This window comes from Herbiconiux daphne, assembly GCF_024979295.1.
Classification (GTDB): domain Bacteria; phylum Actinomycetota; class Actinomycetes; order Actinomycetales; family Microbacteriaceae; genus Herbiconiux; species Herbiconiux daphnes.
This window is the reverse complement of sequence record NZ_JANLCJ010000001.1, coordinates 83977-98692: the sequence shown is the minus strand read 5'-3', so window position 1 is coordinate 98692 and position 14716 is coordinate 83977. Positions and strand designations below refer to the sequence as shown.

Below are 14716 nucleotides of genomic sequence, written 5' to 3'. Positions count from 1 at the left end.
TCAGATCCAGGGGGTGGAGCCGGGCTCCCCCGCACGCAGGGGAGCCCGGCGGATGGGCCGGCGACGACCGCCGGCCCATCCGGGGTTGTGACTATTGTCCGATGGCCGCGATGTCGAGACCGAACGCCGGGCTGTAGAGAACCTCACCCACCGCCGACGACGCGACGACGGATGCCGAGGGCTGGAACAGCGGGTTGAACACGCCGGCCTCGTTCAGCTTGGTCTGGAACTCCTCGTAGAGCGGCGCGCGCTCCTCGTCGGAGACCGTGACGGCGGCCTGAGCGGCGATGTCCTCGATCTCGGGCGCCGATCCGGCAGCCCAGCCGGCCCGCAGGCCCACGGTCGCGCCCGGGCCGAAGACCAGGTAGTCCGACGGGTCGGGGAAGTCGGGGCTCCAGAGCCACAGTCCCATCTCCTCGGTGCCGGCGCGGTAGTTCTCGAGCGCGGTGGCGACCGGTGAGGGCGAGAGGTTGACCGTGATGCCCACCTCGGCGAGGTTGGCCTGCACGCGCTCGGCGATCGGGCCGAAGTCGAGACCGTTGCTCGAGATGTCGCTCGGGTACTCCAGGCTCACCGTCGGCGTGCCGCCGAGGGCGGCGACCGCGGCCTTCGCCCGGTCGACGTCGCGCACGATCGCGTCGCTCTCCTTGAGAGCGCCGAGGAACGAGTCGGGCACCACACCGGCGGCACGGATGGCTCCGTCGCCGGCGAGTTCGAGCAGCGAGTCGTAGTCGAGACCGTAGGTCACGGCCTCACGGAACTTCGGGTCGGAGCTGATGGTCGAGACGGCCGGGTCGGCGTTGGAGAACAGGAAGAAGATCGTCGGTGACGACGTCGTGCTGATCACCACGGCCGAGTTGCCCTCGAGCGACGCGATCTGGTCGGAGCCGAGGTCGAGAGCCACCTGGGCCGTTCCGGAGACGACATCCGAGCTCTGGGTCTCGGCGGTCGCGTTGCGCAGCACGACCTTGTCGTACTTCGGCTTCGTGCCCCAGTAGTCGGGGTTCGCCGTGATGACCGTCTCGGTCGTGATGTCGAACGAGTCGAGGATGTAGGGGCCGCTGCCGGCCGAGGCGCCGTTGAGGTACTCCTCGGCGGTGTCAGCCGTGTCGGCGCCCTCCGCATCGGAACCGCCGTTCTCCTCCACGACCTTCGAGTCGAGGATGCCGAGGGTCGGGCTCGTCATGATGGCCGGGATGGCGGTGTTCGGCGCCTCCGACGTGATGACGACGGTGGTGTCGTCGACCTTCTCGGCGGTGAGGCCCGCCATGAGGAACGATCCGTTGCCCTTGACGTTCTTCGCCCGCTCGAGCGAGAACACCACGTCGTCGGCGGTCAGCTTGTCGCCGCTCGCGAACGTGATGTCGTCGCGCAGCGTGAAGGTGTATTCCGTGGCGTCGTCGTTGCCCGACCACTCGGTGGCCACCATGGGGATGGGGGTCGAGCTGTCGCCGTTCTCGAACGTCACGAGGGTGTCGTAGAGCGCTCGGCCCAGGATGTTGCCGGTGGTCTCGAAGTTGCGAGCCGGGTCGGCCGTCTTGAGGTCGAACGACTTGTCGATCACGAGCGTTCCTCCGGCGGAGTCGGAGCTCGGCGTCGAACCGGTGGCGCTGCACGCGCTGAGCAGCAGTGCTGCTCCGAGGAGTCCGCCGAGGAGCGCGGAGCCACGTGAGAGTCGTTTCACTGGTGGGTCCTTTCGTGTGTGGTGATCGGAATGCGGTGGAATTCGTGGTGAGGGTGGTGCGGATGCCGCCGGCCGGGGTCAGCCGGGCAGCACGTCTTCATGGTTGTGCACGTTGAGCCAGGTGCCGTCGGTGAGCCGCCAGACCCCGGTGTTGCGGATGCGCTCCGGCGCCTGGGCGCCGCCTTCGAAGCGCACCGTCAGCAGGTGACGCGTGATGGCCACGTCGCCGAGCACCGTGATGACCTCGTCGTGGGCTTCGAGAGCCTCGACCTTCACGGCATCCGGCCCCGTCGGTCGCTGGTCGCGCACCGCCTGCAGCCCGCCGAGCCCGCGGATGAGGGGCTCGTAGGCCGAGTCCCACATCGTGCCGTCGGGGTGGATGTGGCGATCGGTGCGTGCCCGGTCGGAGGTGAGGAACCCCTGGTACATGTCGAGCTGCGCGGCCCAGATGGTGGCGGCAGCGTCGGGCTCGGCGTGATTCTCCATGACCCCATGTAAGGGCATTAATGTCACATGAAAGGTGTGATTGTGTTACAACAATGTAAATGCGTGCAAATCCCCCGAATTCTCAAGGCATTTGAAAGCTGACCTAACGAATCGCGTGGCGGCGTATCACTCGTGCGTCGCATCCGGGTCGCTCCGCAGCATGCGCTCGCTGTAGTCCTCGGTGATGAGGTTGCCGAGGCCGAGCATCGTCTCGATGCGGGCAACGTTCGGAATCTGCCACACCCGGTCGAGCAGCAGTTCGCGCAGGTGCCGCTGGTCGCTCAGCCGAAAGCGGGCGAGCAGGTCGTAGCGGCCCGCCACCACGGTGAGCTCCTCGAGCTCGGGGATCTCGCGGAACGCCGCGAGCGTTGGCTCGATGTCGCCGCCCGACTCCAGGGTGATCGGCATGAACACCACGACGTCGTAGCCGAGGCGGTCCCAGTCGACGTTGATCGAGTACTTGCGGATGACCCCGTTGCGCTCGAACCGGGCGATGCGCTCGGCCACGGCGGGAGCCGACATGTTGATCTGGCGGCCGAGCGCGCGCTGCGACTGCCGCGAGTCGCGCGAGAGTTCGCGCAGCAGCGCGCGATCGATGTCGTCGAGCTGCACGTGCTCCTGCGGGCGTTCGATCGCCCCGGCGAGGATCGCGGTGTGGCTCTTCTTGACCATGTGAACCTCCGGCTCGCGTTCGGTGAACGGGTGGGATCGATCCCGCTATGACTGTACTGGTCAGCCGTTGGCGACCAGGGTTCGCGGATGCTCGTTGAGGCTCACCGTGTCGCCCTCGGTCACGACGAAGACGTCTTCGACCCGCACTCCCACGCGCCCGGGCCAGAACACCGAGGGCTCGATCGTGAACGACATGCCGGGTTCGAGCACCGTGTGGTCTTCTTCGGAGATGTAGGGCAGCTCGTGCACGTCTTTTCCGATGCAATGACCGGTGCGGTGGCGGAACCACTCGCCGTAGCCGCCGTCGACGATCACCGCCCGGGTCGCGCGGTCGACGTCGGCCGCCGTCGCACCGGGGCGCGCCGCCTGTCGCCCGGCCTCCTGCGCCGCCATCACGAGTTCGTGCACCCGCACGTACTCCTCTCCCGGCTCGCCGATGTGCACCGTGCGGCCGAAGTCGGAGCAGTAGCCGTCGACGATGGCCCCGAAGTCGAAGCTCACCCCGGCACCCGGCGCGAGCACGGCGTTCGAGAGCCGCACCGAGGCGTCGCGCGCCGTGCTCGGCCCCATCGACCAGACGCCGGTGTCGAACGAGGCTCCACGGGAGCCGAGGCGGCGCATGCGCAGGTCGATCTCCGAGGCCAGATCGAGTTCGGTCGCCCCGGCCACCACGAACGGCTCGACGTCGGCCAGCACCGCGTCGACGAGCCGCGCGGCGCGGCGCATGAGGTCGAGTTCGTCGGCGTCTTTCACGCGGCGGAGCCGGTTGGTCAGCGCTCCGGCGTCGATCAGCTGGGCTCCCGGCCGGGCCTCGAGCAGGTGGATCGCCGTCTGGGCCCAGGCGCGCGGGCCGATGCCGATGCGGGTCGCCCGCGGAGCGGCGGAGTCGAGCGCCGCGCGGAACATCGCGGCCCCGTCGTCGAGCTCCGACACCGTCACCACGTCGCCGTCGACGCCCGCGGGCAGATCGAATTCGCGGATCATCCGCGGCAGCACGAACACCGGCGCCGCACCCGGAACGATGAGCGCCCCCGCCACCCAGTGGTGCGCGTAGCCGATCTCGCCGAACGACGGCAGCCGGCGCTCCAGTCCGGTGACGTACTCCAGGTCGGCCTGGGGTGGCAGGAAGAGCACGTCGATGCCCGCCTCGTCGAGAGCGGCCCAGAGTCGCGTCTGCCGGGCGGCGTGGTGGGGCGTCATCCGCTGCTCCTTCCGGCCAGCCGCGCACCGCCGCCCGTCTCGTGATACCAGGCCAGCAGCCGGTCGATGCCGACGGCGAGCTGCGGCAGGCTGGTGGCGAGCGAGAGTCGCACCTGGTCGGCCGCCACTCTGCCGAACGCCGTTCCCGGCGCGACCGCGACTCCGGCGTCCACCAGGTCGATGGCGGCCGCGCGCGAGTCGACGCCTGGCGCGAGCGGAACCATCACATAGAACGCCCCGGCCGGCGCGTCGATCGGGATGCCGCCGTCGCGCAGTCGCCCGACCACGTAGTCACGGGCCTGCCGATAGCCCTCGCGCATCACCGCGACGTCGGTCTGCGGCCCGCGCAGGGCGGCGAGCGCGGCACGCTGCGACACCGTCGACACGCACGAGATGAGGCTCTCCTGGATGTGCCCGACGGTCTGGGCCAGAGCGGGCGGCAGCACCAGGTAGCCGACCCGCCAGCCCGTCATCGCGTAGGTCTTCGAGAAGCTGAACACCGACACGACGTCGTCGGGAGCGATCGCGGCGGCGAAGGTGGGCTCGCCGTCGAAGATGAGTTCGTCGTAGACCTCGTCGGAGACCACCACCACACCGGCCCGTGCCGCGATGGCCACGATCTGCTCCACGAGGGCCCGCGGCATCACGGCGCCGGTGGGGTTGCCCGGGGAGTTGATGACGAGCACGCGCGTGGCCGGGGTGATCAGCCGCTCGATCTCGGCGGGATCGGGGAGGTAGCCGCGTTCGCGAGGCAGCCCGTAGGGCACCGGGGTGGCGCCGCGCATGGTGGTCATCGCGAGGTAGTTCGGCCACGCCGGGTCGGGCAGCACCACCTCGTCGCCCGGGCGCACGAGCGCCTCGAACACGGCGGCGATGCCCTGCGAGCCACCCTGGCTGATCACGATGCGCGACGGGTCGATCACGGTGCCGTAGCGCCGGGCGAGAGCGTCGGATGCCTCGGTGCGCAGTTCGAGCAGGCCCGCGCTCTGGGTGTAGCGCACCTCGCCGTGCGCGGCGAGCGCGCCGGCGTCGGCGATGTGCGCGGGCACCGGGTAACCCGGCTCGCCGAGTTCGAGCCGCACGACGTCGCCGCCGCGCAGCAGCACGAGGTCGAGGATCTCGCGGATGCCCGACACCGGGTAGTGCGCCATCTTCATGCGGGGCGGTCTCCTCGTCACGCGGTGCAGTGCCACCGTTGCGAACTGTGTCACTGTCATGATCTCGGCAGATCAATTCCGAAAGGTAAATTCAGGTAAATGGCATGTAACAAGATGCGAACTGGCCATAGCACCTGGCAATTGATAACTCTAGGCTGATTCCGATCAACCAACTGCAAATTGCCACCGCTGACCTGGGAGCCCCGATGACCGCGACCACCCCTGCCGACTCCGAACCGGCGTGGGGCGTCTGGGCCACCCTCGGCGAGCCGGGCCTGCTCGATCCGCTCGCCCGGGCCAGTTTCGACTGGCTCTGCCTCGACGCCCAGCACGGCCGGTTCGACGACCGGGCGCTGCGCGAAGGGCTCGACGTGAGCACCGCGGCGGGCGCGACCGCGTGGGTGCGGGTGCGCTCCAACGACGCCGGACTGATCGGGCGCGCGCTCGATTCCGGGGCACGCGGGGTGATCGTGCCGCTCGTCGACACGCCCGCCGACGCCGCCGACGCCGTTCGGTCGGCGTTCTACCCGCCGCGCGGGTCGCGCAGTTTCGGGCCCTACCTCGGCACGGGAGCCCAGCCGACCCCGACCGAGGCGAACGACTCGACCGGCGTCGCGGTGATGATCGAGACGGCCGCGGGGTTGGCAGCGGCCTCGACCATCGCGGCGACCCCCGGCATCGAGGGCGTCTTCGTGGGCCCCGTCGATCTCGCGCTCTCGCTCGGCACCACCGTCGACGACCTGCTGGCCGACGAGTCGCCTGATTCGGCACTGCGACGGATCGCTCGGGCGGCCGTCGAGGCGGGAGTGACACCGGGCGCTTTCGCGGGCAGCCCGGGCACCGCCCATGCCTTCGCCGCGCTCGGCTACCGGTTCATCGCCGCGACGACCGACTCCGCGGTGCTCGCCGCCGGTGCCGCGGGCCTGCGGGCGCAGCTGACCTGATCGCGGCCGGCGATTGCGGCGCGCACGGGAGGCGTGTTAGCGTTCCGGCGATCGTGATCACGATGATCCATCGACAGGAGGTGAGACCCATGAACGCAGTGTCCACAGTGGGTGCTCCCCCGCCGTCCACGATCGCGCGACTCGACTAGTCGCCGCGTGGGAGCGCCCGACCGGCGATCTCGCGAAAGGCGACTCCCATGAACAACTCTTCTTCCTCGCATCCTTCTTCCTCGCATCCTTCTTCCTCGCATCCCTCCTCGCCGCAGGGGCCCGCCGAGCGGGCGCTCGTGCTCGCCGGCGGTGGAGCGGCCGGCAACGCCTGGCAGCTCGGCCTCATCGCGGGGCTCGCCGAGGCCGGCCTCGACGTGACCGGTGCCGATCTCGTCGTCGGCACGTCGTCGGGCTCGACGGTGACCGCGCAGATCACGAGCGGCACCCGGCCGGGCGACCTCTACGCCGCGATCCTCGCCGAGACGCCGCCATCGCGGCCGGCGGGCGGAGCAACGGCCCCTCGGCCGGCCCGGACGCTGTCGGGCCCCGACTACCTGGCGTGGTCGAACGCGATCATCGCGTCGGCCCGCGATGCCGACGACATGCGCCGCACGCTGGCCGCCGCCGCCCTCGAGCTCGACCGCCTCGACCGCGATTCGCACCCCGACGGCGAGTCGTCCGGTGGCTCACCCGCCGAGTCGTCGGGCCGGCCCGGGCGAACCCGGTGGCACGACATCGTGGCCGCACGGCTGCCGAGCCACGACTGGCCGGCGCAACGGGTGCTGATTCCGGCGTTGGATGCCCGCACCGGGCAGCCGGTGGTGTTCGACCGTCACAGCGCGGTCGGACTCGTCGACGCGGTCGCGGCCAGCACTTCGGCCCTGACGCCCTATGCCATCGGCGAGCAGCGCTACCTCAACGGCGCCTACCGGCGCGGCTCGAACGCCGACCTGGCGGCCGGCTACCGGCGGGTGCTCGTGCTCGATCCGTTCAGCGGCCGCTCGCGCACACCGCGCGAGTGGGGCGTCGATCTCGCGACGCAGGTCGACGAACTGCGTGCGGCCGGCAGCACGGTCGAGGTCGTGCATCCGGATGCCGGCGCCGGCGACGTGTTCGACGCCCATGCGCTCGATCCCTCCACCCGCCTGCCGGCCGCCCGGGGCGGCCATCAGCAGGGCCTCCGGCTCGCGGCGAGTCTCGAGGAGTTCTGGCGGTGACGCTCAGCGCTTGAGCTCGACCTCGACGAACACGATGCCGTCGCCGTCGGCGGTCACCGTGTGCGCGAGCCCGGCCGTGCCGGTGTAGGGCACGCCCGCCTGCTGGGTGATGGTGCGGGTCGAGCCGTCGTCGGTCGACACCGCGGTGAGGGTGCCGCCGCTCACCGGCACGAGCACGTAGTCGAACTCGTGCACGTGGGCGCCGGTGCTGTCACCCGCGTGCTCGAACGACCAGGTGGTCACGCGCACGCGCTCGTCGTCGATCGTGGTCTCGCCGTGTGCCGGCATGGGGGCTCCTTCGTGGGTGTGCGGATGGTCGATGAGAGCGTCGATGAGGCTCAGCGCGTCGCGAGCGCGATCTGCAGCAGCGCCTCGGTGAGTTCGAGGTGCCAGCGGGCCTGGCGCAGGTCGGCGCCCCAGGCGTAGATGCCATGACTAGCCACGATGAGGGCCGGCACCTCGGCGGCATCCGGAGTCGACGGCTGGTAGACGCGCTCGAAGTCGTCGCCGAGCACCCGCATGTCTTGGTGGTTCTGCACCACGGGGATGACGACCCGCTCGCCGTGGGCGCTGTGGCCGATGCCCTTCAGCATCTCGAGGTCGTGCAGCACGACGCCGTCGGGCCAGGCGTGGCCGGCCCGCACCGCCGCGAGCGCGTGCACGTGGATGACGGCGCCGGCTCCGGCGACCCGGGCGATGCGCGCGTGCAGCCCGGCCTCGGCCGAGGGCTTCGACGCGAGACCGAGGTCGGCCGTGAAGGCTTCGGGCGACGCGGCATCCGTGACCCACTCCCCGCGGTCGTCGACGAGCACGATGTCGGCCGCGGTGAGCTCGCCCTTGTCGAGCCCCGAGGCGGTGACGGCGAGGCGCAGCGGATCGCGCGCCAGGGTGACCGAGAGGTTGCCCGCCGTGCCTGGCATCCAGCCGAAGCCGGCGAATCGCGCCGACTCGGCGGCCAGGGCCGCACCGGCGTCACGCAGCGACGACACGCTCACGCCGGTGTCGTCGAACACGTGGCCGGCGTCGACGGCGGAGGGGGCGGCCGCGACCGGGTCGGTCACGGCAGCACGACCTCGACGTCGTCGAACGACGTCACCACCGCGGCGGCCCCGAAATCGGCCTCGAAGAACGGCTCGCCCTCGCGCGAGAACGCCACCACCTGCCAGCCCGCGTCGATCGCGGCCGCGACCTCGCCCGGGTTGTCGGTGAAGAACACGGTCTCGCCCGGCGTGGAGCCGAGGGCGTCGGCGATGGCCTGATACGAGGCGGCCTCCTTCTTCGGCCCGGCACTGACCGTGTCGAAGAACTCGGTGATCAAGCCGGTCAGGTCGCCGTCGGGCGAGTGCCGGAACCACGGCACCTGCGACGCGACCGACCCCGACGAGAACACGGCGAAGCGCACGCCGTGCGAATACCAGTCCCGCAGCTTCGGAATGACGTCGTCGAAGAAGTGCGACGAGATCTCGGCGCGCTCGAAGCCCTCGGCCCAGATCTGTCCCTGCACCGTTTTGAGCGGGGTGGCCTTGACGTCGCGTTCCATCCACTCGTGCAGCACGGCCACGATCTGGTCGGTCGTGGCGTCGGAGGCGAGCTCGGCGTCGTGGATGACCTGCTCACGCGCCTCGGCGATCGCCGGGTCGTCGGCGTGGTCGTCGAGCCACGAACCGAGGCGCGGGCGGGCGTAGTCGTAGAGGTCGCCGAGGATGAATCCCGCGGCGCTCGTGGTGCCCTCGATGTCGATGACGACGTATCGCGCCGAGACGGCGAGCGGATCGGGCGTCGGGGTTGCGGTCACGGGGCGCTCCTTCAGAACGTGGTCGGTCGGCGGGTCGGCACGGCGGTGCCGGTGAGGATGTGGTGCCTGGCGGCGTCGAACAGGCGCATCGAGGCATCCGGCAGGGCGTCGCCCGGCAGCGACTCGATGTCGGCCGCGTGCGAGAAGCCGACCGCGCGGCGCATCGACTCCACGCCGGCGAAGCGCCACGCGTCGGCCACGATGAGGTCGAGCGATGCGTCGTCGTTCCACACGGCCGCGAAGGCGTCGAGGCTCGCGCCGATGGCCGAGTGGCGCCGCTCGGCGAGTTCGTGGTCGCCCACGGCGTCGGCCGCGATGGCGGCGAGCTCGAGGTTGGCCCAGAACAGTCCGAGGTCGAGACCGATCGGCCCGACGAAGCTGAACTCCGGGTCGAACACCTTCACCACCTGGGCTCCGTCGCGGCGGCCGACCATCACCGAACCGGTGTGCAGGTCGCCGTGCAGCAGCGCCTCGTGCGCGGTCTCGAAGGTGTTCCGGATGCCGGCGACCGCTTCGCGCACCTCGGCGTCGGCGTAGAGGGCGCGCACGCGGTCGTCGAGCGCCGGATGCCAGTGGTTGTGCTCGTGCTCCCGGTAGGGCTCGTCGAGCACCACGTCGAGCGTCATGCGGCACAGCTCCGGATTCGCGGCCACCTCCACCAGCGCCGCGTGCTCGCGGTCGCCGAGCGTGGCGAGCGAGGTCGAGGCGGCGAGCTCGCCGACGAAGCGGCCCACCACGGCGCCGAGCGTGGGGTAGTCGAGGCGGGGGCTGGTGGCCTCGCGGTCGCCGGCGGTTCCGGATGCCGCGGCCGCGGTGCTCGGGTCGCGCGAGTCGACGACCTCCCGCACGAGCGCGTCGCGCAGCACCTCGAGGTCGGAGAGGTCTTCCATGACGAGCACGTAGCGGTCGGCGTCGAAGTCGACGATGGTGGGGATCGAGTCGGGCACGCGCGCGGCCAGCCGCTCGTAGGTGCGCGCTTCAGAGGCGATGCGCGAGGGGTCGACCGGCCACTCCGGCCCCACCACCTGCACCCACGGGGGCGCCTGCTTCACCGCGAGGCTGCCACCGGCGCCCCGGGCGATGAAGACGCGGTTCATGTTGCCGGCGGTGACCTCGACGACGGCGATGTCGCTGCCGTCGCCGCTGCCGTCGCCGCTGCCGCTGTCGCTGCCGCCCGCCACGCGTTCGAGCAGGCCGCGGGCGCGCAGGTGCTGCACCACGTCGGCCGGCGTGACGAGCAGGTCGTAGCCGTGCTGCGCGGCGGTCATTCCGGGCTCCCGTGGCGCGCGCTGCCGTCGTCGCTGCCGCCGTAGTAGTCGGCCACCCGCTGCGGCTCGAACGAGCCGCGGTCGGTGACGATGCGCGTCACGAAGCGGGGAGGTGTCACGTCGAACGCGGGGTACCAGGCATCCGTCACCCGCTCCGACGCCGTGCGCCGGCCCAGGGTGTGCAGCACCTCGGTGGGGTCGCGCTGCTCCACCACGATGTCGGCCGCGGTGGGTGCGAGGCGGTCGGGCGCCTGCACGAGCGCATAGAACGGCACGTCGAAGGCGGATGCCGCCACCGCGAGACCGAGGGTGCCGACCTTGTTCACCACGGCGCCGTCGAGCGACACCCGGTCGGCCGCGGTGACGAGCGCGTCGATGCGGCCGAGCGACGAGCCGGGAGCGAGGGCGGCGGCCCCCATGCCGTCGGTGATGAGGGTGACGTGCTCGCCGAGCTCGGCGAGGGTGTGGGCGGTGAGCCGCGCGCCCTGCAGATAGGGGCGGGTCTCGGTGGCCACCCAGTCGAACCGCTTGCCGGCCTCGCGGGCCGCGCGAACGAACTCGATCAGGTAGGTGTCCATCCAGCAGTGCGTGAGAATGCGGGCGCCGTCGGGCAGCAGCGCCACGGTCTCGGCGCCGAGCCGGTGGCTGCGGTCGCGGTAGAGCGCGGCGCCGGTCCTCGCGGCGTCGACGGCGGCCTCCACCAGCGCGGCCGTCGTCGCCGAGGCGGTCGACGCGCCCGCCGGGCCGACGCCCTGGGATGCCGCAGCCGCGCCGTCGACCGCTCCCTCGACCACGGCGTCGACCGCGGCCAGCACCCGGGCGACCGCTTCGCGCGGGTGGTTGTTCGTGGGGCGGGCGCTCTCGAGTGCACGGCCGGCGGCGCGCATCCGTTCGCGGGCGGCCTGCGGAGTCTGGCCCGCGACCTGCAGGGCCGTGATCTCAAGGCCCGCGTAGGCGGCGAACAGTGGGCCCGAGCTCTGGGTCACCATCGCGGTGATCGCCGCGGCGACCTGCTCGGCGTCGTGCGCCGTGACCCACGACACCGTCTCGGGGAACACCCGTCGGTCGAGGATGCGCACCACGCCGTTCTCGACCCGCACGGAGTCGTCGAGCACGGGGGTGTTCTCGAAGCCAGTCGTCATGCGCATCCCGTCGATTTCCCCCACCGAGAATACCCTGTCCGGGAGACCTCTAAGCTGACCCTGAACGCGAGAAGGAGACCCCGTGAGCGACTCGAACGCACCCCAGTCCACCCCTCCGGGTTGGTACGCCGACCCCGCAGGCTCGCCGCAGTCGCGGTGGTGGGACGGCACCCGGTGGACCGAGCACCTGCAGGCGCCCGCGGCCCCCGCCTACCAGGCCCAGCCGCAGGCCCCGGCCTACCAGCCGCAGGCGCCCGCCTACCAGGCGCCCGGCTACCAGGGCGCCGGCTACCAGGCGCCCGGCTACGCCGCGGCCGCCATCCCCCAGGTTCCCGCGGGCACGCCGGTCTACAACGTGTTCATCTGGCTCATCACCCTGCTGCCGCTGCTGGCGTTCCTCGTGCTTCCGCTCACCCTGTCGGGGGTCGACGAATCCCTGCGGGCGTCGCTCGCCGACCCCTACAGCACCGACGTGAATCCCTACGCGGGCTTGTCGACGTCAGCGCTCGTCGCCCAGGCTGTCTCGTCGCTGCTGAGCTTCGCGCTCTACGCGGCGACGGTGGTGCTCGCCTACGTCGATCACCGCTGGCTGCTGCGTCACGGCTACGTGCGACCGTTCCACTGGGCCTGGGCTTTTCTCAGCAGCGTCTACCCGATCGGCCGCTCGGTGGTGGTGCGTCGCCGTGCCGGGCGTGGCATCGCGCCGATGTGGGTGACCATCGGGGTGCTGGCACTATCGATCATCGTCAGCATCGTGGTCGTGGTGCAGGTGTTCAACGCCGTGTTCTCGACCATGTCGACCTACGGCAGCTACACCTGATCCGGCGCCGCGCCCGCCCCAGCGCGTGAGCCGCCGGCCGCGCGTCAGACGACGATCGTCAGCAGTTCGTCGAGCGCGCCGATGACGTGCGAGGCGCCGGCGGCCCTCAGGGCAGCGGCGCTCGCGTGGGCGTCGGTCACGCCGATCGGCGTGTAACCGGCGGCCGACGCGCAGCGCAGGTCGTCGGCGCTCTCGCCCACGAAGAACGCATTGGGCCGCGTCGGCCGGTGCCGCAGCAGCAGCTCGAACTTGTCGGTCACCGACGACTCCACCGAGTTCCAGACCGACGGCACCGCGAGCGACCGCTGATCGAACCGCACGGCCGCAGCGGATGCCGCCGACACCACGCCGAGCCAGGCGCCGGCCTTGGAGAGTGCCGAAAGACACGCTGTCGCACCCTCGCGCAGATGGGCGTGCGTGTCGGCCATCTCGGCGTTCCATTCCTGCTCGGCCGCCGCCCGGTCGGTGGCCGGAATGCCGAGGCGGCCGAACAGCTGCGTGAGAGGCAGGCGGAATCGCAGCGAGAACTCGGTCTCGCCCAGCACCGGAAGGCCCCGGCGGGCCAGCACCGCGTTGAGCGCCGCGCGCGCCCGATCGGCGTCGACGACGATGGCGCCGTTCCAGTCGAAGAGCACCATCGTCTCGCCGAGGGTCGCCACCGGCCGATCCACCGCCCTGGTCACCGTGCCCCCATCCGTCGCCGTGCAGGCCGCCGCCCGGGCGGCGCTTCGGCTTCTGCACATCATGCGACGGCGTGTCACCCGATCAGGGCACCGCCATCCGACGCCCGGGTGAACGTGCGGTGAAGCTCTGGGGCGATTCGGTGCACGGGGGTCGACGCGGGCCGACGTGCGTCAGCGCGGCGAGGCGCACCCGGGAGTCGAACCGCTCCCCCGGGCCGAGGTGCGTCAGCGCGCCGAGCTGGTTCCGTGCGCGTCGGCTGCCTCCTCGGCCGCCGTCTCGAGCGGCACCTGGGTCTTCGCCGCCGCGACGGCGGCACGGCCCGACGGCAGCAGCAGGGCCACCACGATCACGACGATCGTGGCCACTCCACCGCAGACCAGCAGCAGTTGCACACTGATGACATCGGCGAGCGGGCCGAACACGAGCATGCCGATCGGAGTGGCGAGCGCCATCACGATGCCCACGTAGCTGAACACCCGCCCGTGCATGGCCGGCTCGACGGTCTCCTGCACCAGCGTCATGAACGGAGCCGAGAAGAGGGGCACCAGCAGGCCGAACGCGAACATGAAGCCGTAGAACACCCAGAGGTTGGGGCTCAGCCCGAGTGCGATGGTGAAGATCGCGAACCCGAAGGTCGAGAACAGGATCAGCCCGATGCGGCTGCGCTTGGCCAGCAGCGTCGACACGAGCACGCCGCCGAGCAGCATGCCCACGCTGAAGGCGATCTCGAGCACCGTCACCATCCACACCTCCGTGCCGAAGGTGCGTGCCACGAGCAGCGGCGTGATGAACGACGGCGCCACGGTGAGCAGGAAGATGATGGCGAACACCATGAGCAGCCAGCGCACCACCGCGTGGTGGGCGATGTAGCGCATGCCCTCGACGAGGTCGTCGCGGTAGCTCGAGGTCTTCGAGGCGATGGTGGCGAGGGTCGGCACCGACACGAACACCAGGAACCCGATGCCGATCACCGCCGTGACCACGTCGATGAAGAACAGCGGCACGATGCCGAAGAGCCCGAACACGGCGCCCGCGGCCGCCGGAGCGAGCAGCGCCATCGCCGACTGGATGGTCTGGAAGATGCCGTTCACGCGCATCAGCTGGTCGGGCGGCGCGATCTGCGGAATCATCGCCTGCACCGCCGGGGTCTGCACCCCCGCGCCCACGGAGCGCACGGCGACGGCGAGCAGGATGATCCACAGATCGGTCACACCGTTCAGCATCAGCAGCGCCAGCCCGAGGGTCACGGCCGCGATCGATCCGTCGGCCATGATGACGAGCACCCGCCGATTCATGCGGTCGGCGAGCACGCCGCCGAAGATCGACACCACGCCCTGCGGCAGGAACGCCGCCACCGCGTAGAGCGCCACGGCGAGGCCCGACTGGGTCTCGAACGTGACGTACCACATCACCGCGTACTGCACGATCATCGAGCCGAACAGCGAGATGGTCTGGCCGCTCAGGAAGAGCCCGACATTCCGCTGCCAGTGCGCGGGAACGGCGGCGGGCTCCGGCGCGGGCTCGCCCGGCGTGGCAGGGTGCGCGGTGAAATCGGACATGTGAACAGCGTACACATCCCCTCTGACATCGGAAGGGTCGAGGCGCCTCACCGGTCGGCGAAAGCGGCTGCGTCAGCGGCCGGCGAACCCCGCGGCG

At 71.0% G+C, this 14716-nt stretch carries 15 protein-coding genes; 3 read left to right on the top strand and 12 right to left on the bottom strand.

The annotated features are described in order from the left end of the window. Positions 1-91: 91 nt before the first annotated feature. From N1032_RS00500 to N1032_RS00480, 5 genes are all read right to left on the bottom strand, one after another. On the bottom strand, positions 92-1684 hold the full coding sequence (locus tag N1032_RS00500; protein ID WP_259536744.1) for an ABC transporter substrate-binding protein: 1593 nt from the start codon (positions 1682-1684) through the stop codon (positions 92-94). Between the two features lie 78 nt (positions 1685-1762). Further along, entirely contained in the window at positions 1763-2170 is a 408-nt protein-coding gene (locus N1032_RS00495) for a nuclear transport factor 2 family protein (protein ID WP_259536742.1), read from the bottom strand. 126 nt (positions 2171-2296) lie between these two features. Beyond that, complete coding sequence (locus N1032_RS00490; protein WP_259536741.1) at positions 2297-2842, bottom strand: Lrp/AsnC family transcriptional regulator; 546 nt, start codon at positions 2840-2842, stop codon at positions 2297-2299. 60 nt (positions 2843-2902) lie between these two features. Beyond that, complete coding sequence (locus tag N1032_RS00485; protein WP_259536740.1) at positions 2903-4042, bottom strand: M24 family metallopeptidase; 1140 nt, start codon at positions 4040-4042, stop codon at positions 2903-2905. Then, a complete protein-coding gene (locus N1032_RS00480) occupies positions 4039-5253 on the bottom strand; it encodes a pyridoxal phosphate-dependent aminotransferase (RefSeq protein WP_259536739.1) in 1215 nt (404 codons plus the stop codon). Before N1032_RS00480 ends, N1032_RS00485 begins: the two co-directional genes overlap by 4 nt. 152 nt (positions 5254-5405) lie before the next feature. On the opposite strand from N1032_RS00480, the gene N1032_RS00475 reads away from it, so the two are divergent. Both N1032_RS00475 and N1032_RS00470 read left to right on the top strand, forming a co-directional pair. Next, on the top strand, positions 5406-6143 hold the full coding sequence (locus tag N1032_RS00475) for an HpcH/HpaI aldolase family protein (protein WP_259536736.1): 738 nt from the start codon (positions 5406-5408) through the stop codon (positions 6141-6143). A 197-nt stretch (positions 6144-6340) separates the two neighbouring features. After that, complete coding sequence (locus tag N1032_RS00470; RefSeq protein WP_259536734.1) at positions 6341-7351, top strand: patatin-like phospholipase family protein; 1011 nt, start codon at positions 6341-6343, stop codon at positions 7349-7351. Positions 7352-7354: 3 nt separating this feature from the next. On the opposite strand, the gene N1032_RS00465 is transcribed toward N1032_RS00470, so the two are convergent. From N1032_RS00465 to N1032_RS00445, 5 genes are read right to left on the bottom strand one after another with little or no spacing between them, the layout of a single operon-like run. Beyond that, positions 7355-7639: a cupin domain-containing protein gene (locus N1032_RS00465; RefSeq protein WP_259536732.1), complete on the bottom strand. Its 285-nt coding sequence runs from the start codon at positions 7637-7639 to the stop codon at positions 7355-7357. A gap of 50 nt (positions 7640-7689) precedes the next feature. Further along, positions 7690-8412 carry a methylthioribulose 1-phosphate dehydratase gene (gene mtnB / locus N1032_RS00460; RefSeq protein WP_259536731.1) on the bottom strand — a complete coding sequence of 241 codons (723 nt, stop codon included), beginning with the start codon at positions 8410-8412 and terminating at the stop codon, positions 7690-7692. Beyond that, positions 8409-9146, bottom strand: coding sequence for an acireductone synthase (mtnC, locus tag N1032_RS00455; protein WP_259536730.1), 738 nt, complete (start codon positions 9144-9146; stop codon positions 8409-8411). The genes mtnB and mtnC overlap by 4 nt, the downstream gene beginning before the upstream one ends. An 11-nt stretch (positions 9147-9157) precedes the next feature. Further along, entirely contained in the window at positions 9158-10414 is a 1257-nt protein-coding gene (locus N1032_RS00450) for a phosphotransferase (RefSeq protein WP_259536729.1), read from the bottom strand. Further along, entirely contained in the window at positions 10411-11556 is a 1146-nt protein-coding gene (locus N1032_RS00445) for a translation initiation factor eIF-2B alpha/beta/delta subunit family protein (RefSeq protein ID WP_259536728.1), read from the bottom strand. Before N1032_RS00445 ends, N1032_RS00450 begins: the two co-directional genes overlap by 4 nt. Positions 11557-11638: 82 nt before the next feature. Here N1032_RS00445 and N1032_RS00440 point away from each other — a divergent pair, with 82 nt between their 5' ends. After that, the gene (locus N1032_RS00440) at positions 11639-12376 is read left to right on the top strand and encodes a DUF2510 domain-containing protein (protein ID WP_259536727.1); all 738 of its coding nucleotides are present in this window, start codon (positions 11639-11641) and stop codon (positions 12374-12376) included. A gap of 44 nt (positions 12377-12420) precedes the next feature. Here the strand turns inward: N1032_RS00440 and N1032_RS00435 are convergent, their stop codons facing one another. Next, on the bottom strand, positions 12421-13122 hold the full coding sequence (locus N1032_RS00435; protein WP_259536726.1) for an HAD family hydrolase: 702 nt from the start codon (positions 13120-13122) through the stop codon (positions 12421-12423). Between the two features lie 162 nt (positions 13123-13284). Beyond that, a complete protein-coding gene (locus tag N1032_RS00430) occupies positions 13285-14619 on the bottom strand; it encodes an MFS transporter (RefSeq protein ID WP_259536725.1) in 1335 nt (444 codons plus the stop codon). Between the last annotated feature and the right edge of the window lie 97 nt (positions 14620-14716).